Source organism: Mucilaginibacter inviolabilis (assembly GCF_011089895.1).
Lineage (GTDB): Bacteria > Bacteroidota > Bacteroidia > Sphingobacteriales > Sphingobacteriaceae > Mucilaginibacter > Mucilaginibacter inviolabilis.
This window is the reverse complement of record NZ_JAANAT010000002.1, coordinates 229,094-254,215: the sequence shown is the minus strand read 5'-3', so window position 1 is coordinate 254,215 and position 25,122 is coordinate 229,094. Positions and strand designations below refer to the sequence as shown.

Annotated in this window: 28 protein-coding genes; 13 read left to right on the top strand and 15 right to left on the bottom strand. The window is 42.8% G+C overall.

Features of this window, described 5'->3' with window-relative positions:
* The 7 genes from G7092_RS17195 to G7092_RS17165 all read right to left on the bottom strand — a co-directional run bounded on the left by G7092_RS17195 (position 1) and on the right by G7092_RS17165 (position 4,371).
* Positions 1-585, bottom strand: coding sequence for a DUF3347 domain-containing protein (locus G7092_RS17195; protein ID WP_129568295.1), 585 nt, complete (start codon positions 583-585; stop codon positions 1-3).
* A gap of 80 nt (positions 586-665) precedes the next feature.
* On the bottom strand, positions 666-1,166 hold the full coding sequence (locus G7092_RS17190) for a DUF3347 domain-containing protein (RefSeq protein ID WP_129568296.1): 501 nt from the start codon (positions 1,164-1,166) through the stop codon (positions 666-668).
* Positions 1,167-1,240: 74 nt separating this feature from the next.
* On the bottom strand, positions 1,241-1,651 hold the full coding sequence (locus tag G7092_RS17185; protein ID WP_129568297.1) for a hypothetical protein: 411 nt from the start codon (positions 1,649-1,651) through the stop codon (positions 1,241-1,243).
* Positions 1,652-1,730: 79 nt separating this feature from the next.
* Positions 1,731-2,981, bottom strand: a complete 1,251-nt coding sequence (locus tag G7092_RS17180) for a type II restriction enzyme NmeDI-related protein (RefSeq protein ID WP_129568298.1) — start codon at positions 2,979-2,981, stop codon at positions 1,731-1,733.
* Positions 2,982-3,072: 91 nt separating this feature from the next.
* Complete coding sequence (locus G7092_RS17175) at positions 3,073-3,711, bottom strand: hypothetical protein (protein ID WP_166091201.1); 639 nt, start codon at positions 3,709-3,711, stop codon at positions 3,073-3,075.
* Positions 3,708-3,890: a hypothetical protein gene (locus tag G7092_RS17170; RefSeq protein WP_166091200.1), complete on the bottom strand. Its 183-nt coding sequence runs from the start codon at positions 3,888-3,890 to the stop codon at positions 3,708-3,710. The genes G7092_RS17175 and G7092_RS17170 overlap by 4 nt, the downstream gene beginning before the upstream one ends.
* Before the next feature lie 67 nt (positions 3,891-3,957).
* Positions 3,958-4,371 (bottom strand): HYC_CC_PP family protein, encoded by a 414-nt coding sequence (locus G7092_RS17165; protein WP_129568300.1) that lies wholly within the window; start codon positions 4,369-4,371, stop codon positions 3,958-3,960.
* 195 nt (positions 4,372-4,566) lie between these two features.
* Here G7092_RS17165 and G7092_RS17160 point away from each other — a divergent pair, with 195 nt between their 5' ends.
* From G7092_RS17160 to G7092_RS17135, 6 genes are all read left to right on the top strand, one after another.
* Positions 4,567-6,801: a heavy metal translocating P-type ATPase gene (locus G7092_RS17160; RefSeq protein ID WP_129568301.1), complete on the top strand. Its 2,235-nt coding sequence runs from the start codon at positions 4,567-4,569 to the stop codon at positions 6,799-6,801.
* Between the two features lie 14 nt (positions 6,802-6,815).
* Positions 6,816-7,028, top strand: coding sequence for a heavy-metal-associated domain-containing protein (locus G7092_RS17155; protein WP_129568302.1), 213 nt, complete (start codon positions 6,816-6,818; stop codon positions 7,026-7,028).
* A 112-nt stretch (positions 7,029-7,140) separates the two neighbouring features.
* On the top strand, positions 7,141-7,614 hold the full coding sequence (locus G7092_RS17150; protein WP_129568303.1) for an HYC_CC_PP family protein: 474 nt from the start codon (positions 7,141-7,143) through the stop codon (positions 7,612-7,614).
* A gap of 69 nt (positions 7,615-7,683) precedes the next feature.
* Positions 7,684-8,247 carry a helix-turn-helix domain-containing protein gene (locus G7092_RS17145; RefSeq protein WP_129568304.1) on the top strand — a complete coding sequence of 188 codons (564 nt, stop codon included), beginning with the start codon at positions 7,684-7,686 and terminating at the stop codon, positions 8,245-8,247.
* 13 nt (positions 8,248-8,260) lie between these two features.
* On the top strand, positions 8,261-9,757 hold the full coding sequence (locus tag G7092_RS17140; RefSeq protein WP_129568305.1) for a hypothetical protein: 1,497 nt from the start codon (positions 8,261-8,263) through the stop codon (positions 9,755-9,757).
* Positions 9,758-9,826: 69 nt separating this feature from the next.
* Positions 9,827-10,441 carry a TetR/AcrR family transcriptional regulator gene (locus G7092_RS17135; protein ID WP_129568306.1) on the top strand — a complete coding sequence of 205 codons (615 nt, stop codon included), beginning with the start codon at positions 9,827-9,829 and terminating at the stop codon, positions 10,439-10,441.
* 43 nt (positions 10,442-10,484) lie between these two features.
* Here G7092_RS17135 and G7092_RS17130 read toward each other — a convergent pair whose 3' ends face one another.
* The gene (locus tag G7092_RS17130) at positions 10,485-10,709 is read right to left on the bottom strand and encodes a helix-turn-helix domain-containing protein (RefSeq protein WP_129568307.1); all 225 of its coding nucleotides are present in this window, start codon (positions 10,707-10,709) and stop codon (positions 10,485-10,487) included.
* Between the two features lie 169 nt (positions 10,710-10,878).
* On the opposite strand from G7092_RS17130, the gene G7092_RS17125 reads away from it, so the two are divergent.
* Positions 10,879-11,127 (top strand): hypothetical protein, encoded by a 249-nt coding sequence (locus G7092_RS17125; protein WP_166091199.1) that lies wholly within the window; start codon positions 10,879-10,881, stop codon positions 11,125-11,127.
* Between the two features lie 79 nt (positions 11,128-11,206).
* On the opposite strand, the gene G7092_RS17120 is transcribed toward G7092_RS17125, so the two are convergent.
* Complete coding sequence (locus G7092_RS17120; protein ID WP_129568309.1) at positions 11,207-11,563, bottom strand: RNA recognition motif domain-containing protein; 357 nt, start codon at positions 11,561-11,563, stop codon at positions 11,207-11,209.
* A gap of 181 nt (positions 11,564-11,744) precedes the next feature.
* Here G7092_RS17120 and G7092_RS17115 point away from each other — a divergent pair, with 181 nt between their 5' ends.
* Together G7092_RS17115 and G7092_RS17110 are read left to right on the top strand one after the other, a co-directional pair.
* The gene (locus G7092_RS17115; RefSeq protein WP_129568310.1) at positions 11,745-12,248 is read left to right on the top strand and encodes a hypothetical protein; all 504 of its coding nucleotides are present in this window, start codon (positions 11,745-11,747) and stop codon (positions 12,246-12,248) included.
* Positions 12,249-12,445: 197 nt separating this feature from the next.
* Complete coding sequence (locus G7092_RS17110) at positions 12,446-13,270, top strand: universal stress protein (protein WP_129568311.1); 825 nt, start codon at positions 12,446-12,448, stop codon at positions 13,268-13,270.
* 72 nt (positions 13,271-13,342) lie between these two features.
* Here G7092_RS17110 and G7092_RS17105 read toward each other — a convergent pair whose 3' ends face one another.
* The 3 genes from G7092_RS17105 to G7092_RS17095 all read right to left on the bottom strand — a co-directional run bounded on the left by G7092_RS17105 (position 13,343) and on the right by G7092_RS17095 (position 15,035).
* On the bottom strand, positions 13,343-13,639 hold the full coding sequence (locus G7092_RS17105; RefSeq protein ID WP_129568312.1) for an STAS-like domain-containing protein: 297 nt from the start codon (positions 13,637-13,639) through the stop codon (positions 13,343-13,345).
* Between the two features lie 29 nt (positions 13,640-13,668).
* On the bottom strand, positions 13,669-14,595 hold the full coding sequence (locus G7092_RS17100; RefSeq protein WP_129568313.1) for an ATP-binding protein: 927 nt from the start codon (positions 14,593-14,595) through the stop codon (positions 13,669-13,671).
* A 92-nt stretch (positions 14,596-14,687) separates the two neighbouring features.
* Complete coding sequence (locus G7092_RS17095; RefSeq protein ID WP_129568314.1) at positions 14,688-15,035, bottom strand: hypothetical protein; 348 nt, start codon at positions 15,033-15,035, stop codon at positions 14,688-14,690.
* Between the two features lie 602 nt (positions 15,036-15,637).
* On the opposite strand from G7092_RS17095, the gene G7092_RS17090 reads away from it, so the two are divergent.
* Genes G7092_RS17090 through G7092_RS17080 form a run of 3 tightly spaced genes read left to right on the top strand, consistent with a single transcriptional unit; the run spans position 15,638 to position 21,791 of the window.
* Complete coding sequence (locus G7092_RS17090) at positions 15,638-18,835, top strand: SusC/RagA family TonB-linked outer membrane protein (protein WP_129568315.1); 3,198 nt, start codon at positions 15,638-15,640, stop codon at positions 18,833-18,835.
* A 17-nt stretch (positions 18,836-18,852) separates the two neighbouring features.
* The gene (locus G7092_RS17085) at positions 18,853-20,235 is read left to right on the top strand and encodes a RagB/SusD family nutrient uptake outer membrane protein (protein ID WP_129568316.1); all 1,383 of its coding nucleotides are present in this window, start codon (positions 18,853-18,855) and stop codon (positions 20,233-20,235) included.
* A 23-nt stretch (positions 20,236-20,258) separates the two neighbouring features.
* Complete coding sequence (locus tag G7092_RS17080; RefSeq protein ID WP_129568317.1) at positions 20,259-21,791, top strand: peroxiredoxin family protein; 1,533 nt, start codon at positions 20,259-20,261, stop codon at positions 21,789-21,791.
* A 51-nt stretch (positions 21,792-21,842) separates the two neighbouring features.
* Here the strand turns inward: G7092_RS17080 and G7092_RS17075 are convergent, their stop codons facing one another.
* The 3 genes from G7092_RS17075 to G7092_RS17065 all read right to left on the bottom strand — a co-directional run bounded on the left by G7092_RS17075 (position 21,843) and on the right by G7092_RS17065 (position 23,561).
* The gene (locus tag G7092_RS17075) at positions 21,843-22,208 is read right to left on the bottom strand and encodes a hypothetical protein (protein ID WP_129568318.1); all 366 of its coding nucleotides are present in this window, start codon (positions 22,206-22,208) and stop codon (positions 21,843-21,845) included.
* 4 nt (positions 22,209-22,212) lie between these two features.
* Positions 22,213-22,683, bottom strand: a complete 471-nt coding sequence (locus G7092_RS17070) for a MauE/DoxX family redox-associated membrane protein (RefSeq protein WP_146749905.1) — start codon at positions 22,681-22,683, stop codon at positions 22,213-22,215.
* A gap of 311 nt (positions 22,684-22,994) precedes the next feature.
* Positions 22,995-23,561 carry a Crp/Fnr family transcriptional regulator gene (locus tag G7092_RS17065; RefSeq protein WP_166091198.1) on the bottom strand — a complete coding sequence of 189 codons (567 nt, stop codon included), beginning with the start codon at positions 23,559-23,561 and terminating at the stop codon, positions 22,995-22,997.
* A gap of 269 nt (positions 23,562-23,830) precedes the next feature.
* Here G7092_RS17065 and G7092_RS17060 point away from each other — a divergent pair, with 269 nt between their 5' ends.
* Positions 23,831-25,117, top strand: coding sequence for an aminotransferase class I/II-fold pyridoxal phosphate-dependent enzyme (locus G7092_RS17060; protein WP_129568321.1), 1,287 nt, complete (start codon positions 23,831-23,833; stop codon positions 25,115-25,117).
* Positions 25,118-25,122: the final 5 nt, after the last annotated feature.

The following is a 25,122-nucleotide window of genomic DNA, read 5'->3' as shown; positions in this document are numbered from 1 at the left end:
TTATTTGATTTCTTCTTTAATAGAACCGCAGGTCGGCATTTGAGCACCCAGGTATGGGTTTTTGATCGCTTCGGTTTCGCTCAGCCAGTTAGCCCCTTTGTTGTGGTTATACATCGGGCAATGATCAACGTACAAGGGTTGTCCGGCGCCAAGTAGTTTAACCAGGTCGACCATATCCTGGCTCAGCATCTCGAAATGCTCCCGCTGATGGGGTAAATTCCCAGCGCTTTTACCAATATGTTCAGCCATTTCTTTGGCATCACCTTCGATGTCAGCAAAAGATTTCTTTTGAGCTGCGTTCAAAGCGGTTTGATCAAATTCTGTGAAGCCTTGTGCAAGCGCTTTACCGGCTGTTGCCGCCTGGTTGCTGTTATCGGCGGCAAGCGCATTTTTTAATTGCAGGTAATTATCCAAAAGACCTTTTACCGCTGTTGCAGAGCGGCCTTCAGCGGCCGGTTTTTTTGTCGCGGAAGCCATCCCGGTGGAATCAGCAGAAGTGGCCGTAGCAGATTTATTGGCATTATTGCAGGCCAGCACGGTTAACGTGGTTGCCACAAATGCAGCTATAATGATCAGATTTTTCATAACGGAAAATTTAAGGGTAAGGGAATAGCCCTGCCAAACGAAGCCTATTCGCCAGCAGGGTCGTTCAATTTTGTCGGTAATTATTTATTCAGGGTTTCGCTCACCTTGCCGCAGGTCAGCATCTGGCTGCCGTAATACGGGTTTTTGATCGGCGCTTCTGCCGATAACCAGTAGCTCTTTTTCATCGGGCAGTAGTCATAATAAACAGCCTGGCCGGTCAGTTTGACCGCTTTGGCCAGTTTAAAGAAGTTAGCGGATAAATCGGCAAAATGCTCCCTTTGATGGGCGATATCCTTGCTTTCAGCGATATGCCTGGCATCGAGCGCCAATTTTTCCTGCAATGACATAAAAGCATTCATATCAGCCGCAGGCAATGATTTCATGTTCACAGCGCTCAATAGTTTGCCGAATTCGGCAGAACTGGCCGCAGCATCCTGGCTGCTGGAAGCAACAAGCGCGTTTTTTACGCTGTAATAAGAGGTCAGCAGTGGTGTCAACGGGCTTGGTTTAACATCCTGCGCGAAAAGTTGTTGGGTAATTGAGGTCGCGATCAGCGCGGCCATTAAAAGTATTTTTTTCATGATCTTTGAATTTGATTAAACAGTAATAGCAATAAAAGGGCATGGAAATGCCACGATAGGTTATACTATTGTTATCAGATCAGGAAACTCTGTATGACGACCCGGATATCTTTGTCCGGTGGCCGCTTTTTCTCCCCCGTAACCATCAATTTGGCTACGTAAAGACTGGTCGGGGCAGTAAGAAAAAAATCAATGGGCTTGCTGACGTAAGTAAACGAAGCAAGCGGTAATATATGATTGCCTGCCGGTACTTGTTTTGCCAGGGAAGCAAAGTTATTAACGGCACCCTGGCAACAGGTTTCGTTTGGAGCGAGGACGGCACTGCTGGCTATTTGTGCGTGAGTAACGGATTCGGTGGCGTGCCCATGTTCGTGATGTCCTGTCAGCTCGTGATGATCCTCATGCATCATATGCAAAGCACAACAGAACCCGGTAACCGTGTTCAGGAGGAATACAACCAGCAATATTAGCGCTTTACCTTTCATTACGATACAAACTTAAAAATTAACGCGGCGGCAGATTTATATAATTCCGTCATTTTTTTATATTTTGACGTGAAAGTTTTCAAATAGCTTTTCTTGCTATTTTCTGCATAATCGCATGGTCATCGCCGAATTTGCAAAGCGCATCACAATGCTGCCTCAAGTCTGAAAAGCAGATGTATTTCATCTCCATATTTCCCTGCCGGATCGATGGCCTGGAGAGCTGCATGATGACATCTTTTTCACGCTGGTCGGGAACCACCAGATAAAGTACTTCTTCCTTATTATTTAAGCTGCAGCTCAGATCGGTTAACCGCAGGATGCCGGAATAGATACTGGTGCTTTTTTCTACTTCAAACGCCGCGATCACTTTTGATGTGGCCTTTTGAAACCAGAGCACATCGATCAGCTTTACGGTATTCAGCACTTCCTTGTCCAGGTCCATCTGCGGAAAATCGGCCAGGGAGATGAAGCTGAACTTATTTCCACCCCACTCCCTGGAGCGATCGTTGGATGCGGCGATCACATCATATCCGAGGGAGTGCCCGATCTTTAGCAAATGATACTGCATTTCATTGTGTAGCTGTTCATCCGCAGTTTCCGTACTTTTTTCCTTGTGGCGCTTTTCGATAAGTTTTTCCAGCCGGTTACGCTCTATCTCTGACAAATACTCATCCTTGCCTAAAAGCAACTTTTGGGTACCGATCTCGAAAAGCAGGCCTGCAAAAGCACCGGTATCCAGGGAAAGTTCGTTACAGTGCTTCCGGTTAGTGTCCATAATAACTTCCCTGATCTTCAGATATTCGCTCCAGCTGCCTAACTTTTTTTTATCCTTAAACAGGTAATTAAATCCGTTGATGATCGCGGTGTTAAACGGCGGCATCCAGGTCGGGTGAAGAAAATACAGGATACTTGCCACGGCCGGTCCAAGGCCCTTTATTTTGAGCGCGTCCAGTTTTTCGATTTCTTTGATCACCTGTTCTTCGTTTTTGGCGTGGATACAGTTCTCCAGGAACTGCCCGAATGCGATCTTGTTCGCCTGGTTCTCATAAATGTCCGGGATCCTTAATTTGGGCTTCCAGTAAAACGGATGGGATGCGCCCTCGAATACCTGTTTTTGTTCTGTGATGCAGGAAAGTACGAATTCAAGCGATGTGCCTTTAAAGTCATTGCCGAAACGTTTGGTCTTGATGTCGTCAATGACCTGCAGTACTCCTCTGCGGATCGAGCGAAAAGCTTTTAAGCGTTCTTCGTTATTGATAAACCAGGTATTATATACCGATTCCTGGTCATTCTTGTATTGATTGATGATGGATTGCAGGTGTTCGCTCATTGCGGATAAAATTGAGGTATCCGCATAAAACGGATACCCTAAATAACAAGTTTAAATAGATAATAACAATAGGCCTAAAATAACCTTCGCTTTATAATTCTCTTAAGGCCAGGATGCGTCGGAGAATTTCTGTTACGAGCTCCTGGTCTCCAAGCGAGCCGCTGTCAATGTAAAACCGGGATTCATCTTGAACTACCATATGCGCGGCGATCGTCCCGTTGATTTGGATATCAAAACCAGCCCCGTTCTGTACGATCCCGATAACATCATCTTCCGGCCCAAAGAGAAAATAAGGCGAAATATTATACAAGGGATGTTGCATGATCGCGGCAAGCTGTTCATCGCTCATGTATAAGGCACTTTGGGGGTCGTTCAGGTCCCCTTCCCTAAGGACCGGGTGATTATCTGCCTCGTCAAACCATTCTTCAACATGTTCCTGAATGATGTTTACCAGCTGCGTAATTTCCATTTCGCAAAGTCCATCGCCTTCATAACGCCATTCGTAAAAATTTTCGTTCAAAAAACGGAGACTGCCTGCGAAGGCCATATAGGCATCTATATCCAGCTCCCGCGGTGGCGGCGCCAGGTCCTTGGGGATCATATGGAAAAGACGGAAAACGCCGGTTATACTGATCCGTCCGTTCACGCCGGGCTTAGTTTCCGGGACGATCTTTATTTCCGCAATGGTACCTGAGGGCTTGTGGATGTTGTAGACAATATGCTGATTCATACGACCTCCGGCTTTTTAAGGTTTACAAAAGCACAACCGCAGGTATCAGCCAACAAACAGGCGCGGTAAGTGAAGATCAAAAGTATTTTATCTCGGTCGATGCTGACCGGAACGAAATGCATATCCGGCACGCTCCCCGATTGGAAGAGTGCCGCATTTAAAATAAAATGTGGGTTCATCGTAATAATTCAAGCTAAAAATGAGATAATGGTTATCCTGGCCGGCGGGTTCCGGCAAAAGCTTGAATCAGATCAGAAGGGAACGGGATAATATGTAAATAGGGTAACTGGATAAAAAGGGCGGCCCGGTTGCTCTCGGCCAGCTAAGGACAGGCAAAGTGAACTCGGCACGATATACCTCCCACACCTTTTGACTTGGAATCACCCCTGTGACGATGTTTGTAAAATCGAAGACAGGATCGCGGCTGAAATTTTCACTGACTACGTAGCTGCCATGATGATAGCAGCAATGACAGTCTCCGCTCTTGCACAGTTCATCATTTTCTCCGCCTTCTTCCTCACTGCCGCTGTGTGCAGCTTGTTGTTGAATGGAAAAACGTTCGGCAAGCAGGTCAGTTGCACAATGAAGCGCACATGCATAAGCTCCCGTCGTCAACAGCAGGTAAAACGCGGTAATACATAAGGTGCATATCTTTCTCATTCGGCGAGCAGGCAATACGGGTTAAAGATAGTAGTTATTGATCAAATTCTTCCAGGTCACCGTTTTGATTGATAAAAGTTGGCAGGCAGCAAAATCTAGCCTGCCAACGGAGCGGTATTCTATAAAAGTTTAACGGAATCCTGTAAAGATGCAGCTGCGCGCTATACATAACTTTGTAGGCTAAACAGAGAAAGAATGTCACCTGCAACCATATACACCCAGACTTTTCCGGTTACCGGCATGACCTGTGCCGGCTGCGCATCGAGCGTCGAATCGATGCTTGGCGCCCAAAAAGGTGTTGAAAAAGCTGAAGTTAATTTTGCCACCCAGTCGGTAAAGGTAGCTTACCACCCGGACCTCATCCGGCCGGAAGGCTTGCAGCTTTCCGTACAGTCGGTTGGTTACGACCTGATCATTGACACGGAAAACGGGAAAGAAAAAAGCGAACAGGCACAACAGGCCCATTACCATGCGCTGAAGAAAAATATCATATGGGCCGCTGTCCTTACCCTGCCGGTTGTCCTGATCGGCATGTTTTTGATGGACATTCCTAATGCCAATTATATCATGCTGGTGCTGACCGCCCCTGTGCTGTTCATTGCGGGCAGGAATTTTTTTACCGGCGCATGGAAACAGGCGAAGCACGGCCGGGCGAATATGGATACGCTGGTAGCGATGAGTACCGGGATCGCCTTTTTATTCAGCGTGTTCAACACGGTATACCCGGAGTTCTGGCACCGGCAGGGCTTGCATCCGCACGTTTATTACGAGGCAGCATCGGTCGTGATCGTATTTATCATGCTGGGAAAATTGCTGGAAGAGCGGGCGAAATCTAACACCTCTTCCGCTATCAAAAAGCTGATCGGGCTACAGCCGAAGACGGTATTGCTGATTACGCCGGGAGGTGAAAAAATTACGCCTGTGGAGGGCGTAAAGATCGGCGACCTGCTACTGGTCCGTCCGGGGGAAAAGATCGCGGTAGATGGAATTGTTGAACAGGGCAGTTCTTACATAGACGAGAGCATGATCAGCGGTGAACCCGTTGCGGTGGAAAAAAAGACAGGGGACCGCGTTTTCGCAGGAACGATCAACCAAAAAGGCAGCTTTCGCTTTAGTGCAGAAAAGGTCGGCAGTGAAACTTTATTAGGGCAGATCATTAACCTGGTGCAGGAGGCGCAAGGCTCAAAAGCGCCGGTGCAACGCCTGGTCGATAAAATCGCCGGGGTATTTGTACCGATGGTGATGCTCATTGCACTGTTGACGTTAGGAACCTGGCTGCTGTTTGGCGGGCAGCAAGCCCTGACACACGGTCTTCTGGCGATGGTGACCGTACTGGTGATCGCCTGTCCCTGCGCGCTGGGACTAGCCACACCGACAGCTGTCATGGTCGGTATCGGCAAAGGAGCCGAGAACGGCATCCTGATCAAAGATGCTGAAGCGCTGGAGCTGGGATTTAAGGTGGACGCCATCGTCTTTGATAAGACCGGTACCATCACTGAGGGTAAACCCATGGTCACCGACCTGATCTGGGCAAAACAAGCGGCCGGTGAAAAGACTGCTTTAATGTCAATATTGTTTTCCCTGGAACAGCAGTCCGAACATCCGCTGGCGACCGCTATAGTCAACTACCTGAAGGAACAAAACATCCCCGCTGCGGCGTCGGGTTACTTCAACAGCCTGACAGGACGGGGCATTGAGGGCCTGTTCGATGGGCAGCCTTTTTTTGCCGGCAACCTTAAACTGGTGGAATCCCGCAAGACGATTGTGCCAGATGAACTTCGTGTTGCCGCAGAAGAGCTTTCCCGGACCGGGAAAACGGTGATCTTCTTTGGTTCCGGTTTAACGGCACTGGCCATTGTCGCCCTTCAGGACCGTGTAAAAAGCAGTTCCGCCAAAGCCATAGCGGAATTGAAAGCCAGCGGTATAGCCGTTTATATGCTTACGGGTGACCAGGCAGCCACTGCAGAGCATATCGGAAAGGCAGCCGGAATCGGCGATATCATCGCCGGCGCGATGCCGGCTGATAAAGCTGAGTTCATTAAGACTTTACAGCGCAAGGGAAAAATAGTGGCCATGGTGGGGGATGGCATCAACGACAGCCAGGCGCTGGCACAGGCAGACCTTTCTATCGCAATGGGACACGGCTCGGATATTGCCATGGATGTAGCCAAGATCACGCTCGTATCATCGGACCTGCTCCAGATCACGAAAGCCCTGAAATTGTCACGGCTGACGGTAAGGACGATCAGGCAGAATTTATTCTGGGCATTTATCTATAACCTGATCGGCATACCGCTGGCTGCCGGTATACTATACCCGGTGAACGGTTTTTTACTGAACCCGATGATCGCTGGTGCCGCAATGGCGCTAAGTTCGGTATCAGTGGTCAGCAACAGCCTGCGGCTTAAAATGTCAAAAATTACTTTTTAATTAAAAACACAAAAATGGAAACTTTAAAATTCAAGACCACCATCAAATGCGGTGGCTGCATAGCAACGGTTACCCCCGTTCTAAATCATTTAAGCGGGGTTGAAAAATGGGAAGTGGATACCGCAAACCCCGATAAGATCCTCACAATAGAGGCGGGCCCTGGTTTGGAGCCAAATGAGGTGATCGCCGCATTGGCAGCCAGCGGATACCGTGCGGAATCCATATAAATAAATCCCTCTCCGGGTAACCTCCTGAACCAAAGGCTTCAGGGGGTTATTTGATTATCCGGAAAATACACTAAATTTAAACAATTGTAACAGTTTAATGTACTATTAGTTAATGAGAAGATTCGGTGCTTTTACGCTGGCTGCGTTTTACCTGTTGTTGACAACAGGTATGTTCGTATGCTTGGTACATTGCGGCGCCGAATATTTTTTTGGAACACCCGGGCATGAATTAGTCGTTCATGAGGATGATGACGACGATGATCATGACCATGAAGCGGTGCCTTCCGCCGGACAGTATGATCAGCACAAAAAGGGAGAATCACACCACCATAAGAAATCCTGCGGGGAAGGCAAAGATTGCAGTTGCTGTAACCGGCACGACAACTATGTAGTTAAAGAAAACACTTCCGGATCACTCGAATTTCAATCGTTCGCCATCCAGGTCATCCTATTCCCGATACCTTACCAGGCATTGCCACCGGTACCCGGCGTATATGAGGCCAAAGTATCCTGGCTTAACGCGACCGGACCGCCTGGGGCGACGAGGCCTCCGCTATTTATTAAATACCGATCCCTTCTGATCTGATTCAAGCTTTGCCGCCTTCTGCGGCCTGAAGAATTATTGCCTTCACTTTTCTTTTAGCTTGAATAAAACATGACATTATATATTAAAAATATGGTTTGCGACCGCTGCATCATGGTCGTTAAACAACAGCTGGAAAACCTTGGGTTCCGGGTCGATTCCATTGTGCTGGGTAGCGCCGTTGTCCAGCCAGGACCGGATGCCATTCAATTAAGCGCCATTTCTTCCGCATTAAAACTGCTCGGCTTCGAGCTGATCGATAATGAAAAGGACCGTGTGGTACAACGCATCAAGGACCTGATCATAGAAAAGATACATCACAGCGACCTATCGGACAGCCACCTCAGCTTTTCGGACTACCTGTCTGATCAGCTGCATAAGGATTATACTTATCTCAGCCGGATGTTCTCGGAGTCGGAAGATACCACTATTGAAAAGTTTATTATTCAGCAAAAGATAGAAAAGGTCAAAGAACTGCTGGAGTATGGCGAACTCAATATAAACGAGATCGCCTGGAAGATGGGCTATAGCAGCAGCGCTCATTTGTCCGCGCAGTTCAAAACGATAACCGGGTTAACGCCAAGCCAGTTCAAAGCATCCGGGCACAGGCAGCGTAAAGCCATTGATAAAATTTAAAATCTATCGTCCTATGAAAAACTTAATGATCACCGCAGTCCTGCTTTTAGGGCTCACTTCTATCGTGTTCGCTCAAACCATGAACATGAATGATACGACGAAGGCCAAAAAAGATAAAAAAATGAACATGCCAATGAAGCATGACGGGATGAAAGGCATGAAAATGCCGGACACCACCAAAAAGGTAAAAAGCAAAAAAATGGGTATGCCAATGAACCATGACCATATGAAAGGCGTGAAGATGAAAGATTCTTCCATGTCGGGCATGGATATGGGCGGCATGAAAATGGATGATATGTCCATGAAAATGATGAGCAGTTCACAGTCGCTTAACTTGCCCATGACCAGGGACGGATCGGGTACCAGCTGGCTGCCGGATGCTTCGCCTATGTATGGTATAATGCTGAACAGCGGCAAATGGAGCTATATGCTGCATGGCAATATCGCCCTGCGTTATACCAAACAAGACCTTGGCAATAAGGGCAACCGGGGCGACGACAGGATCGATGCCCCCAACTGGTTCATGGGTATGGCGCAGCGTAAGGTGGGCACAAACGGCCTGCTGCATTTTAACCTGATGATGTCCCTCGACCGCCTGACGGAAGGCGGTGGCGGATATCCGCTCCTGTTCCAGACTGGTGAAAGCTGGAAAGGTTCTCCGCTGATCGATCATCAGCACCCACACGATCTTTTTTCCGAAGTATCAGCGAGCTATGCCTATGCCTTTTCCAAACAGACCGACCTGAGTATTTATGTAGGCTACCCCGGCGAGCCGGCGTTAGGCCCGGTGGCTTTTATGCACCGGCCCTCTGCGATGTCCGATCCGGATGCGCCGATCAGCCACCATTGGTCTGATGCGACGCATATCACTTTCGGGGTGGCGACCATCGGTTTCCGGTTCTATGATTTCAAGATCGAGGCCTCGTCTTTTACAGGCAGGGAACCTGATGAGAATCGTTATGACTTTGACAGGCCGCGATTTGATTCCTGGAGCGGACGTTTAAATTATAATCCTTCCGCCAATTGGGCGCTGCAGGTTTCCCACGGCTATCTCAAGAGCCCGGAGGAGCTGCACCCGGATGAAAATGTTTACCGTACTACGGCCTCGGCTACTTACAGCCTGCCTTTCGGCGATGAGAAAACGTTCAATGCGACAGCGCTGTGGGGCCTGAATAAAATACCGAACCACGCGGGCAATAATTCGGCCTTGCTTGAAGGAGACCTAAGACTGAAAAAGCTGGCGATCTATGGCCGTTACGAATTTGTGCAGAAGACCACGGAAGAACTGGTATTGAATCCTGCGATTTATGGCGATGATACCATTTTCCCGATCAATGCGATCACCCTTGGGCTGAATTACGACCTGTTTAAGATCGGTCCGCTGAACCTCGCCGCAGGGGGGCAACTGACTTATTATGCTGCCGGTAACAGACTCAACAGCCTGTATGGTAAAAATCCGATGGGCGGCGAGGTCTTCCTGCGGCTTTACCCCCGGATGATGAAAATGTAATATGTCTAAAATGAAGACCGGCGGGCTCGCTGCCGTCGGTCTTTCCTAAATAACTAAACCTTAACACGTATGAAAAACAAAGAAGAAACTAAACAAAAAATCATCAACGCGGTTGGTGAAATTTTTAAAGCCGAAGGCCGGGAAGGGTTGAATTACGCAAAGATCGCTGCCAGGGCGGGTGTGGACCGGGGACTGATCTACCGGTATTTTGGAAAAAACATTGATAAACTGGTTGAAGCCTATGTCGTGCAAAAAGACTACTGGTTAAAATTTGCGGAAAAGATAAATGCCGAAGTCAGCAAAAATACACACGAGAGCAGCAAGGAGCTGATCATTGACATTTTACTTAACCATTGGCGATACTTCTCAGTTGAAACAGAAATGCAGCAACTGATCTTATGGGAATTAACAGGGAAAAGCGATTTAATGAGAAGTATTCACAACACTAGAGAACTGATGGCCCAGCCGATCATAGAAATGGCGGAAGCGGAATTACAGCATAAAACCATCAAGTTTAAGCCCATTGCAGTCCTGTTATTAGGCGGCATATATTATGCCAATATTCACGCGCTGCATAACGGAAAAATCATTTGCGGAATGGATGTGAAATCAGAACAGGGACAGGCTGATATATTAGATGCAATTAAACAGATTATCGAATGGATTTATATGTACGGCAGCTAAGGTATCTCGAAATGTAATAAGATTGAAAGGTATGGTGGGCGGATTAACCGGACTGATCAGGTAGTAGAATTCCTTTGCAAACGGTCGTTAAGACATCGCACGGATCAACATTCATCGCCATCGCGATCTTATATAATTCTTCTACGGTTAGCCTCGTTGTGTTGCTATTTGAAAGTTGGGTCAACCTCGCTTTGCTGATACCTGAACGGCGGGATATTTCTGCCTTATTCACTGACTTCTTTGATAAAAATAATCCCAGCTCTGTCATTAATTTCTAAATCCTAAATAGTTATATAGAATTAATGTACACCTGTTTAATTAAATGAAATAATTATTTTGATTTTGGATAGATTTTCTATACACTTGTTTAGAAAATAGAAACACCATATGTTATGGTGATGCCCTCTTTTCTCCGGTATGAACCAGTAAAGCAGGTGATGGAACAAAAAATTTTGTCTAGCTCAGAAGAACTTTCGCTTTATATTAACACCATAGAGTCCTTTTTTAAACGGAATTTTCCAAAACTTGAAAAGGATAAGTTCTGGCCCTGGTTCCTGAAGATGCTGACAAACAAAGAATACGATATGAATAACCTGGCCACCCAGGAAACGGAGGAAATATTGTGTAAATTAAAGGAGCTGGGCGATCTGCTTTTTGATCCTCGAAAGGTTCACGACATCAATTGATTTCGGTCCCTGTTTAAACCGGGCGGGCTATGGTAAGCTTGAAATTCAGGTACAGCATATTTTCGGTTAACTTATTTTTCTACCTGGGAATTCTTGGCCTTTTCTTTTTTGCGGCAACCGGAGTTTTTTCAACTTTAGCATACCCGGGCGGGTCTGTTGCTTTTGTGGTAAAGACTTTCGACGCACCCCGTTTCGTGTCGTCGGCAATTCGTACACTGATCTTTCTTTCATCTATGGTTGCGCCGTCCAATGCCTTGATTGCTTGTTCCGCGCCGGCTCGATCGCTCATTTCGATAAATCCATATCCCTGGCTTTCGCCTGTTACCTTGTCAGTAATTATGGTTACTGTGTTTACGCTTCCATACCCCCTGAAAATTTCTGTTAGTTCCAGTTCTTCCATATCGCGAGGAATGCCAACGATAAAAAGTTTAATCATAATACCCAAATATAGCCATGATTTGCCAATCGGGATAATTACACCGCATGAACTGGTACAAATAATTTTTTTCGCATGTCACACTTTTTAATATAAAACGCAATTAAATTAGTTTAACACCTATTTTTCTATTAAGATGAAGCGCAACTTAACATATATACCCCTATTTATTCTAGTGTTTATGGCGGCAAGCACAAAGGCGCAGCCGCCCGTAAAAATTGCTGCGGGCGTTATTTATTTAAATGACGGCACATCGGCGCCAAATGAGAAGAAATATGCACCCTTTATAGATAGTCTGGAGCGGAACCTGAAATCGAATCCGAATGACACCACCAGCTTGTTTTACCGGTCTTTGTTGTATCTGCGCTTTAATAGCGTAGTAGCCATTCCCGATTTATCCAATAGCCAGGCCGCCAATAAATTGTTGCTGGCCAGGAGAATGGCTGACCGGGCGGATAGTTTAAGGATGCAAAGTTTTAATTTAAAAGTGCTGAGAGCTCAAATAGCCAAAGAATTAACAAACCGTTATGCGCCAATGGATCTGTGGCGTTTCACTGAAAAGCAAATAGCGGAACGGAAAAAGAAGTTCGAGTATTTTAAAGGATTGGCCAACGGTTATTATGATAAGCTGGCTTTGATTGACAAAGATAACGCTTACGATTATCAAAGGTTAAAGGTGAAATAATACCATTTGCGACATATTTAAACGGATAATAAGTCCTGCCAATTCCTATTCCTTTCTATGCATGGGCAACCAATGATGGCGAATTCAACAGCCGGTTTTATGCAACGATTACAACAGCGCACAAGTTTTACGCTTAGATAACAATCCATGCAGAAATTGACGCTAATTTCAGCTTTTATTATTTACACCTAATAATCATGAAAACCATAATTGCTGCCACAGACTATACTGAATTAGCCGAAAGCGCTGTAAACTATGCAGCCGCTGCAATAGCCGGGCTGAACAACTACCGGCTTATTTTATTCAATGATTTCACCATTCCCATACACGCGATGAGTGCTGCTGTTTCGGCAAATGAAGTGCAGGAATTGATAGATGAGAATAAAGTATTGCTGGAAGCAAAGGCTTTACTGCTTGCTCAGCAATACGGAATTGAAGTATTACCGGTGACTACGTTTTCGTTTGTGGCCGGTGCCATACAGGAATTGATAACTAAATACGCGCCCGAACTGATCGTTATGGGCATGGAAGAAAAAACGCTCGAACAGGAGCTTTTGGGAAATACGACAACTTCGGTGATCAAAAAGCTGCATGTGCCCGTCCTTGCTGTTCCTGCGAATGTAAAGTACAAGGGCTTAAAAAAAGTGCTATTTTCCTGTGACGTGGTGCATGGTGTATCCGGACAATTGTTGGAACGGATCAAAGAAATCGCCCTGGTCACCCAGGCTGAAGTGGAAATACTTTTAATTAATGAGACCGTGGAGGAATTAAAAGCAAAGGGGACAGATCTGGATGCTTTACGCCGCATTGATGAAGGACTGGAAGGTATTGACTATTATTATAAAAATATCAAATCGGATTCCATTATCCGGGGCATTGGCGGCGAGATAAAAAGAATGGATGCTGATTTGTTGATCATGGCTCCGCAGCAGCATGGATTTTGGGGTTCAATGGTACACCGGAGCAAAACACGCATTATGGCCTCGGGATTAAATATACCCTTGTTATCTTTTCCCGTCTGAATATCGCAGTAAATGATAATTGCTTTTCAATTTTAATAAGAAAGCAGATTTTTTTGGGATAATAACGGGTAATTAATGCGCGTGAATCGCTTGCAGCCTTTCCTTAAAAGAATTGGCGATAACTGCTTTTATAAAAGGCGAGGCATTCTGAAAGGTGGTATGTTCCTTTACGACCGGCAGGTCGAAATGAATCATTAACTTGGCGAAGCATTCATCAGCGAAAGAATTGGAGACAATGTCCACACCGGAAAAATCAAAAACGATCTTTTCCTTTTTTTCTATTCCCTGGATGATTTGTTTGCGCATAGCGGCCCCGGCCACCCGAGTGGAAAGCTGTTTGCCGATATGTGAAAACTCGATTCGCATCATTTTAATTTATACAAAAATACAAATAATTATTACCAAAGTTCATTATCCTCGCCAAAATACTTGTCAATGAAAAAGTCATAATCATCCGGCAGGGTGTGATGAGCAGGCATAATATCCTTATAATCTACCGGAACGTCGGTATTGATCCGGAGCGAAACTAAGGTTCCTTTATAAAAGTCACCTTCATGGATTTCATAATTTCCGTGGGTCGCCAGGAGGTAATGATTACCGGAATAGATTAGCAAGTCGCCGTCGTTTTTTAAGATGAATTGGGATGTTGCAAACAACCCGAAACCTAGTCCCTCACCATTCGTGACCCCGCGTTGAATACATAGATCAAGCGCTTCGGCTTCTGAGGCCTGTTTATATTTGCTTTCGGGATGGGTGGTCAGGGAATGATGGATACCATTCCCATGATCGCAAATGGTCAACCTGATCTCCTGCCTGTTTGGATAGTATTGCGCCGATACCCAGCCGCCGTTTAAGCCGGAATGCACAATAATGTTATCCATGATTTCCCCCAGACAATAAAACAGCAATTGTAAAACTTCTTTATTAATACCGCCATTTTGGTAAAGGATCATATTGAGTTCATCTTGTAAGGGATATAAGGTGTCCCGGTCAAACGACTTCAATTCGATAAACCTTCCTGCGTTGTTTCTTCGGATATAATTTTCTTGAAAGGGGACACCAATCAACGAGTAAAAGTTTATCCGGCTGGCGTAGGTGCTTTGCCCATGTATTGTAATTAATACTTCGATATCATTGGAGCGTAGGTGGTTGATGGCCGAAGCCACTATCAAAAGGCTGTCGGAATGCACCATGCTATTGGATAATGCAATGGTAAGATTAAGCGTATCACCTGGCATCAGTTGATAAGCTGGCGAAAGTATCCGGATGAGTTCGCGGTGAATGATCGGCTGAGTAAAGTTGATAGATAAGGTTAGTTCAGCCATAAGATGGAATTATTCGTTGTTGCTGACAAAGGTACTAAAACGAGCACCAGGTATCGGAGCCACTTGGAATTATCATCAATTGGACACCTCTTTTATTTATTTTCTTCATTGTCAGCAGCTTGCTTTTCGCCCAACAATCCGCTGATATCTCGTTTTTTATAATTCTTAGTTGCCTGTTTCTTTACAACTTTCCATATCAATTCTATATCAGTATTTGTAACGTCAGCGAGTTTTAACAAGTCATTAACAGTGAAATTTTCGGGAGCATTAAACTTAGTTACATAACCGTTATTTCCAATCCCTAATGCAGCAATCATTCCGGTCATATACATTTCACCGATCTCTGCCATAGTATTAACTTTCCCAGTTTCAAATCTTGATTGTATCGAAATTAATGTACTTTTTAATTTTGCGGGATTAACTCGGGGTTTCTTTGCCATAATAAAATATTCAACAGGCCCAAAAGTCCGACCGATAAGTTTAGGTGTTATTTAATAACATTGCTTTCCAAAATAAAAACATCAATTTAGTGTTAAAAAATTTGATTTTGATGTTTATTTATTTATTTTTGATGTGCAATAGCTCGCCAACGACGTATTTACAGTTGTAAATGATGTTATTTTAGCGAAATGCAGTTGTGAATTCTTTATACTGGCATTTGGATTTTGGATCTTGCTTTGAAAATGTAGGAATTTTTAGAGGTGCAAGGTGCAAGAGAAAAGTGCCCATTCATTATCTTTGTCGATAATGGTGGGCTCGCTCTTGTATGCACCTCGGCCTCCTACAGGCTTCAAAGCGTACTTGGGCGGGTTCCACTATTATTTAACCCTCCTCAAATAAACGATTTATAATTTCAAATGATATAACATTTGAAATATGAATCGTTTCCCAAATTACACCTATCAACTTAAAATCTGCGCACCTGAATAACTTTAGTTAAGAAATGGCAACCTTAGATCAGCCATTAGTTAATTTATTTCAGGTTGCCATTTTCTTATCTTTTTCTAAGCAGTAATTCTTTTAATGTCCAATTAAAACATTTATGAAAAAAACTATACTCATAATAGTACTGGCCACGCTTTGCCTAAATTTTCGAGCGCTGGCACAATCAAATATCCTCTTAACGGGCCGGGTAACAGACTCAATAGGTAAGCCATTGCCAAGCGCCACAATAAAAATTACAGCTTCTCAATTGTCAACAACTACAGATCGAAATGGCAACTTCTCAATGACTTCAAAAGTCCAGCAAGGAATATTAAGCATAAGCTTTGTAGGTTACAAATCACAGGAGGTCCAATTTTCAATAAATGAAAAAGGCCCTTTTAACATTCAACTCTATGAAGACTATAATACGCTTAACGAAGTAAGTGTTGTATCTACAGGTTATCAAACAATTCCAAAAGAAAGGGCAACGGGAAGTTTTGTTCAAATTGATAGTGCATTGATTAACCGTAAGATAAGTACAAATATTTTGGACAGAATAGATGGTGTAACAAGTGGTTTATTATTTAATAACAACGGCGCATTTCAATATGGGCAAAGCGAAATTGAAATACGGGGAAGAACCACACTATTTTCCAATCCTAATCCTCTAATTATAGTAGATAACTTTCCATATGATGGCGACCCCTCTAATATTAACCCGAATGACGTACAAAGCATCACAGTATTGAAAGATGCAGCCGCAGCCTCGGCATGGGGATCACGCAGCGGTAACGGAGTAATTGTAATAACTACAAAAAAAGGCAGGCTAAATAGTGGCCCTAACGTCTCTTTCAATATTAATACTACTATCGGTGCTAAACCAAATCTAAACTATCTTCCTCAATTAAGTTCTGCGCAATACATTGGGATAGAACAATATTTATTTAATCAGGGTGTATATGATAATGCCATTAGTACCGGTTATCAGGTTTTGTCGCCTGCTGTTCAAATTTTTTCAGCTTCGAGAAACGGCACATTATCTAAAACAGATTCTGCTTCACAGATTAATGCTTTAAAAGCTATTGACTCCCGTAACCAAGTGGCTAAATATTTTTACCGACCACGCGTTGAACAGCAGTACCAGGCAAGTATCAGCGGTGGCGGCTTAAACCAAAAGTATTTTGTTTCTATTGGTTATGATAAAAATATAAATAGCCAGGTTGGCAACAGCTACGACAGAATAAGCCTGAATACAAACAACACTTATTACTTTTTGAATAATAAGCTGGAATTATTCACCAATCTTGTTTATACAGGAAGCACCTCGAAATCTGCACCTACGTTAACGACTACGAATTATCCTTATGACCAACTCGCTGATGCGAAGGGCAATCCATTATTTATTGAAAATAATCTTAATATTCCATACGCAACGACCGCGGGGAATGCCGGTTTGCTAAATTGGTTATATAGTCCATTGCAAGAACTTAGAAGCGGGTATAGCAATTCGCAAAGCGATCTTACTGATTACAGGATCAATGCTTCATTAACTTACAAAATAATAAAAGGGCTGAAAGCGTCTGCACTATACAGCTACGAAAAGGGATTAACTGACTTTAACAATCTTAATCAGCTTCAGTCATATTATACCAGAAACTTAATTAATACATATACTCAAATCGATCCCATTTCAGGGGCGGTAACTTACCCAATACCATTAGGCGGAATCTTAAATAAGCGGAGCAATACGCTCTCTTCCAACAACGGTAGGTTTCAAATTGACTATGAAAACTCGTGGGGTAAAAATAATTTAACTGCAATCGCAGGTACTGAAATAAAAAATTATAATTCCTTTACCAACAGTTATACATTATACGGTTATAATTCAGAAACTGCTACCGACGCCAATCAGAGCGTAAACTTCAATACTTATTATCCTTTTTCGTATGGTTATAATAGTGCCTTAGTGCCTGCTAATACATCAGAATTAGGTAATACCAACCGATTTTTCTCTATATATTTTAATGGAGCTTACACCTATGATGAAAAGTACGTGTTATCTGCCAGCGCAAGAAAGGACGAGTCAAACCTATTCGGCGTTTCCGCAAATCAAAAAGGTGTGCCGCTTTGGAGCGCCGGACTTTCCTGGATTGTAAATAAAGAGAATTTTTACAACATTGACTGGCTGCCACAATTAAAGTTACGGGCGACCTATGGCTATACTGGAAATGTTAATACCAGCATATCTGCTTATCTTACCGCGATAAATATTCCTGGAGCTTCCCAAACCTATAATGCTTATTTTACTAATATTGTTAATCCGCCCAATCCTTCTTTAAAATGGGAAGTTGACCGAAATATTAATTTTGGTGTAGACTTCGTCACAAAGAACAATCGTATCAATGGAAGTATAGATTATTGGCGTAAAGGCGGCCTTGATTTGATTGGAAACAGCCCAATATCCCCTCAAACAGGTGTAACTACCTTTACGGGAAATTCTGCAAATACTTTAACTCAAGGTGTTGACTTACAAATCAATACAATTAACCTAAATGGAAAGTTAAAATGGCTTACAACCTTCCTATATAACTATGACAAAAACATAGTTACCGAGTACAAGGTCAGCAATGGAACAAATTATAATATTGTTTCAGCTAACTATATGAATCCTTTAGCGGGGTATCCTTATTACGCTGTTTTTAGTTACAAATACGAGGGATTAACTAACACAGGTGATCCGCAGGGGTTTTTAAACGGCAAAATAAGCACTGATTATACTGCAATTAGTAATTCAACGAACCGCTCTGAATTAGTTTACAATGGATCTGCAACACCTACGTCTTTTGGCAGCCTGAGAAATACTTTTATATACAATAGCTTCGACCTTTCTTTTAACATCATTTATAAACTCGGATATTATTTTAGAAGGACTTCCTTAAATAACGGCGTATTATATTCGGGAGGCCCTCAAAGCTACTTAATGGCCGATTACGGAAATAGATGGCAAAAACCCGGTGACGAAACACACACCAATGTACCAGCGTTAGTGTACCCTGATAATTTAGACCGAGATAATTTATATACCTATTCAAACATCTTAGTGGAAAGGGCTGATAACGTTCGCCTGCAAGATATTCGTTTTGGATACACCTTTAAAAACGTCAAGTATATCCATTTCCGCAATCTAAATTTATTCACCTATTTAAACAATATCGGTATCCTTTGGCGAGCCAATAAAGAACATATTGACCCCGATTATCCTTACAGCATTCCTGCTGTCAGAACCGTTTCATTTGGTCTTAAAGCAGATTTATAACACATTAACTTAAAAAAATGAAAAAGAATATATTCATATGGGGAATTACCATTAATGCGTTATTTACCCTTTTCAGTTGCACCAAATCTGATTTTTTTAATAAAAAGCCTGCAACAAACTTACTTGTGCCAAGTACACTAAGCGATTTTAGAAGCTTATTGGATAATACCTTGGTTTTTAACCAAACGGGCGGGTTAGGACAACTTTCCGCCGATGAATACAGCGTTAACTTTGTCAATTGGCAAACTGCCTCCCCGACCCAAAGAAACGCTTACATATGGGCAAGTGACATTTACCAGGGTGATGTTGCTATTCGGGACTGGAACGCACTTTATCAGGAAATATTCTATGCGAATAATGTATTAGATGGCTTAAGTAAGTCTGATAGTAGTGCCAGTGCCCAAGGGCAGTATTTAAAAGGCTGGGCACTTTTCAACAGAGCCTATGCTTTTTATGATGTAACCCGGGCTTTTTGCAAAGCTTACGATGGCAGTACGGCATCTTCAGATTTAGGAATACCACTAAGGTTGAGTGCAAACATCAATTACATTCAACAGCGAAGTACATTACAACAGTCCTTCGATCAAATAATCAACGATCTTAATACTTGTCTTCCGCTGCTACCTACCGCCAGGCCATCAGCCAATCTCAACCGGCCCTCACAGATCGCTGCATATGCCTTATTGGCTCGTATTTATTTAGATATGCGAAATTACACAATTGCAAAATCGAATGCTGATCAAGCTTTAACATTGTATAATACCTTGATTGATTATAATACAACAAGTAAAACATCATCAACGCCTTTTTCCACGACAAATAATGAACTTATTTATAACTCCCGGCAAACTACTTCTTATGGTGAATTTACCGGCAATTATTCCGGTGCATTGTCCGCTGTTCCCACTGACATCCTTTCTTTGTATAGTCCAAGTGATTTAAGGTTAACCTTGTATTTTTCAAAACGTGCCGATGGTACATATTATAGAAAAAGAGGTTATTATGGCACAGGCCTTTACTGCTTTACCGGCCTTGCGACTGATGAATTATACCTGATTAAAGCAGAATGCCTCGCGCGGCTCGGACAAACGAACGATGCGATAAGTACACTCAATAGTCTTCTGTTAAGAAGGTATCAAACAGGCACCTTCACCAATTTATCTGCCGCCTCTGCAAACGCCGCTTTAAGTACAATTTTGCTTGAACGTAGAAAGGAATTAATGTGGAGAGGGCTTCGATGGTATGACTTAAAACGCTTGAATGCAGAGGGAGCACAAATAACGCTGACACGGTCATTAAATGGCAACAATTATTCCTTACCACCTAATGATTCGAAATGGGTAATGCCTATACCAAAAGATGAAATCGCTTTAAGCGGTATACAACAGAATCAAAGATAGTTAGACTTCTTAAACTTCAAAATATGATTATAAGCATCAAGAAATGTTGCTATTTATTAGTCTGCATTTTGCTCCTATGTTTAGGGCCAAAAATGAATGCTTGCGCAGCCAGCATAAAACAAGCAAGAGTTACCATAGTGGTAAATAACAATGAGTTTCGTCGGGGGCTGGTAATAACCTTTGTAATTTATCAAAATGGGGTAAGTTCGAATCATCCAGTCGCGACAAAATCCTACGTATTAAAGACAATACAACGTGTCAATAGAATCGACGTTCCGCTGTCAACCGATATTAACTATGGAAGAATAGCATTATGGAAGGATTCGGCATCATTTAAGGATTGGGATATTCCCTTAGATAATAGCAATAATCTTTTCCTTTTTGAAAAAAACGACCAGGTAACTATTACGCTTAATTCACACAAATTTGACGCTAAATTTTCAGGTAAGAGTGAAGACAAATTTAAAGATATGTACGCCATTAATAACATTGACTACCTATCTGAGGACTTAATTAATAGGAAGTATAATTATTACATGCAATTAAATGATCGCGAGCATGCAATGAACTCGTTGAAGCAAGGATACGACAGTCTACTGATGGTTAAAAACAGCCTAATAGATTCTGCGAAAACAAAAATCAATGCAAAAGTAATAAGGCTTATCAAGTTGGATAATTGGGCATTTTGTAATCAAAATATAGTAGGTAGATGTATATCTCCTTTTTTGGGGAAAAAACAAATATGGCTCGCCGAGACGAAAGAATTCTATATTCAAACTTACGAGCGCTTTTTCAGGTTGCCCGAAGCCAACGAAGAGGAACTTGCATTTTCTTATTATGTTGGCGACTTCCTTGCATTTCGTTCAAAAGCTTATGCAATCATCAGCCGAAGCGATGTTAAACTGAGCTTCTTTAACGATTTGAAGTTTAAGGAAATAAATGAGGCAGTATCATTGCAGTGCAAAAACGGTATATTAAAGGACAGAGTAATATTAGGCGCATTTTTAAATGTTGACCGTATAAGGGAACCTGACTTTGTTGATTATACCAATAAAGCTGCTCAAGAGGCAAAGCCTTCCAATATAAAAGATGTCCTTATGTCTTTGTATAATGCAAACTTAGTTGGTTCTAAGGCTTATCAATTCTCATTAAATAATGAGCATGACAAGCAGGTCTCCTTAAACGATTTCAAAGGTAAGATTGTAGTTATCGATTTTTGGTTTACTGGTTGTAGCGGTTGTTTAACTTTGGCTAAATCAATGAAACCTATAATTGCGTCCTATACTAATGAGAATGTAATCTTCATTTCTGTGAGTGTTGACCGAAGTAAATCATCTTGGTTGGAAAGTATAAAACAGGGAAAGTACACTTCAGGCAAGGAAGTCAATTTGTTAGCAGAAAACGGGTGGCAATCAAGTATAATACAACACTATAATATCGATGCCTTTCCTACCTTGATTGTAATATCAGAAAATGGAAAGATTCTTTCAACTGCACCACCTGATCCGAGATATAATTTGGTAGCATTTAAAAGGTTATTAGATCAAAACCAATGATAGTAATTAGAAGATTAAAATGAAAAGGGGATGGATTCATCCCCTTTTCATTTAGTTATAAAGTGCGTTGCTCGAACCAGGTGCAGGTGTGATCCAATTATGACTTAGGTAATTGGTGATATCAGAGGAACTATACGTGCTTTGGTTAGGAATATTAGTCTTACCAGTTGCTGTTACAGAATACCCACAGCGCAACGTTTCCGATGTTGCACAATTACCTGAATCGTAGCTGTTGTCTTGCGCAAATACGCCGGCAACACCTTGGTTTTGAAGCAAAAAGTCATCAGTTATCATATGAGCTTTTAATGCCTTATTGTGGAAAGGCGCCAAACTACTTTTAACAGTTGTAAATGAGCTGAACCCGATTGCCAAAGCACCTACCAAAAGGCCTAAGGCGATTTTTTTGAAATTTTTCATTTTCTTAAGTTTTTAAAGATGTATTTAATTTATTGAAGAGCCGGAGGGCAATTATGGCAATGGTTATAAATGCGAGATTGAACCATATATGTTGTCCCCAGCTTAATTTTTCGATGGCGCCTCCGCAATGACACGGTAGGTTCTTTTCCCAAATCATCGCGCTGACGATATAAATCGTGAACGATGCCATAACCGCAAAAAAGCTGTAGAGTCCGGTTTTGGCGGTTTGCGGGATGAGCAATAACAATGCAACAACAATTTCAATTGCAGGAACGGCATAGGAGATGAATACCGCGAAGCCACTAATGAGATGAACCTTGGTCAGGCCTGCTAAAAAACGGGCGTGATCTGTTATTTTGGCATAGGCGGTATAGAGAAATAATGCCATGCATAACCAGCAAATGGCGATTATTATTTTTTCTTTAGCCGGTTCTGAAAGCTGGAACTTGTCGTTTATTATACTTGTACTTTCCATAAGATATAGGATTGACCATCTTTGATTAAATTGGTAATTCGATTACCGGTAGGTACGTAACCCACATTTTTGTTGTTTTCCTGTTTGTCACTTGCTCCTTTCTTTTGTATTACCTATAGCTAGGTAAGAAGTGAATAGATTTAAATTGGTTACTATAAGAGGGGAAGCTTATGGGTTAAATCTAAGGGCAAATTCTTTGCCCGCCTTGTGATCCAAATCACTATTTACAAGTTGATTTTTCACACTTTTTGCGTGCTGTATTGATCGGTTATTGTGATTGAAATCACACCGTTGGCAAGTTTATGGGGGAATTAGTTACGACCGATATAGCGGGTCAGGGTTTCGCGTGTGATGTGCAGGTAAGAGGCAATGATTCTGGAGGGCGCTTTTTTAAAAATGTTGAGGTTGTTTTCGCGGAATAACAGGAACCGTTCTTCTGCTGGTAATGCGATCAACTTTTGTTTTTCGTATTCTTCATGCTGGTACTTGATCAGTATGGCTTTGATTACGGTAGCAATCTCGGGGAATTTGTTATCTAATTCATGTAAGATTATATAGTTCAGGGTGATCAGCCTGCTTTCTTCCAATATTTCGGTATAAAAATAAGAAGGCACATTATAATAACCTTCATAGGAAAATACGATGTCCCCGGCTTTCCAAAACCTAACGGTATGCTCATTGCCATGATGGTCATAGTAATAATTTCTGGCAAACCCACTTTCAATAAAATATAACCTGTTCTCCATTTGCCCGGCAGCATGAATGATTTGGTGGGCTTTGTACTTTTCTTCTCCCACCTTTTCGGATAGTTCTTCTTTTAACGCGTCTGATAATCCGGTAGTGTTTGACAGTACGCTGAATATGGATGCTAAATTCATAGGTATAGTTTTATAAGCCATTGCAAGCCCGTAAACTGATACACTACCATTAAAAACCAAGACGGATTAAATTACAGGTGTATTTAGATGTAAAGGCGATAATGACCGACTCCAATAATTCGAGCAAAATAAATGTTCTTTTTTCTTGAAAAGTGTGACTTGCTTAATTTATTTCGTTTTAATTAATAAAAAATTAACCAAAATTTTACATGTCACACTTTTGAATCTTTTTGTACGGTATTTTTAGGTCTTTACTTATAATGATACCTATGTCAAAAATAAATTTTGAAAGGGCGAGCTTCAAAGATTTTGAGAATATTGAGGGCCAGGATATTTACCAGACCGCGCAGGAATTCAAAGAATACCTGGACTTTTTACGGTCTAACGGACATTTAAATTACAGAATTGAATCATTATCACCTGTTGGCCCGGAAATGAATTTGATATTACCCGGCGACAGTCACCCGACTTGGTGCGTGTGCCTGGTTTCCAACGATTACCTCGGGTTCAGCCAGCACCCATTGGTCAAGGCCGCGGTGATCAAAGGGATCGAAATGTTTGGCACGGGATCGGGTGCGTCACCGGCCATCGGCGGACACTTTGTTTACCACGAACAATTGGAAAAGAAAATAGCCGGATTTTATCGGCGGAGCGATGCCATTTTATATACTACGGGCTATACCGCGAATAGCGCGACCCTGCAATGCATCCTTCATCGGGATGACAGCAATCAAAAAAAGAATGATATCGCCATCCTTGATATGAATGTACATGCCAGCGTCTACGAAGGTGTACTAACGACAACGATAAAAACCTTTCTGCACAATGACCTGGCCATGCTGGAGCATGTGCTTAAAAATGCGCAGGATAAATACCGTACGAAAATGGTCGTTATCGATGGCGTTTATAGTCAGGATGGGGATATCGCACCGATTGGAAAAATTGCTGAACTGACCCATCGTTATGGGGCATACCTGGTCGTTGACGACGCGCACGGTATCGGTGTTGTGGGAGATACAGGGAGGGGCGTTATCGAAACAGATAACGCGTTTGATCAGGTCGATATTATCACCGGCACATTCAGCAAGGCCCTGGGCAATATCGGCGGTTATGTGATCGCCAGCGCGGAACTTATTACGTATCTGAAATTCCAGTCCAAGCAGCACTTATTTTCTACGACGGCAACACCGGCGGTAATGGGTATCCTGAAGGCGATTGACCTGATAGATGAGGAACCGGTTTGGAGGGCCCGGCTTTGGGAAAATATTGATTATTTGAAAAATGGGCTCATCAACCTCGGTTTTGATGTCGGAACCACCGCTTCCGCCGTAATCCCGGTAAAAGTCGGGGACATCCTAAAAACGCTGGAAGCCGGACGGTTGCTTTTAAAAGCCGGTATATATACCAACCCGATCATGTACCCGGCTGTTTCCAAAAAGAATGCGAGGATCAGGATGAATGTAATGGCGACCCACACTACAGCCCATTTGGATAAAGTATTGGAGGCTTTTACCGAAGTGGACAAGGCGCTACATATTTCCAATAAGTACAGTTAAATCCA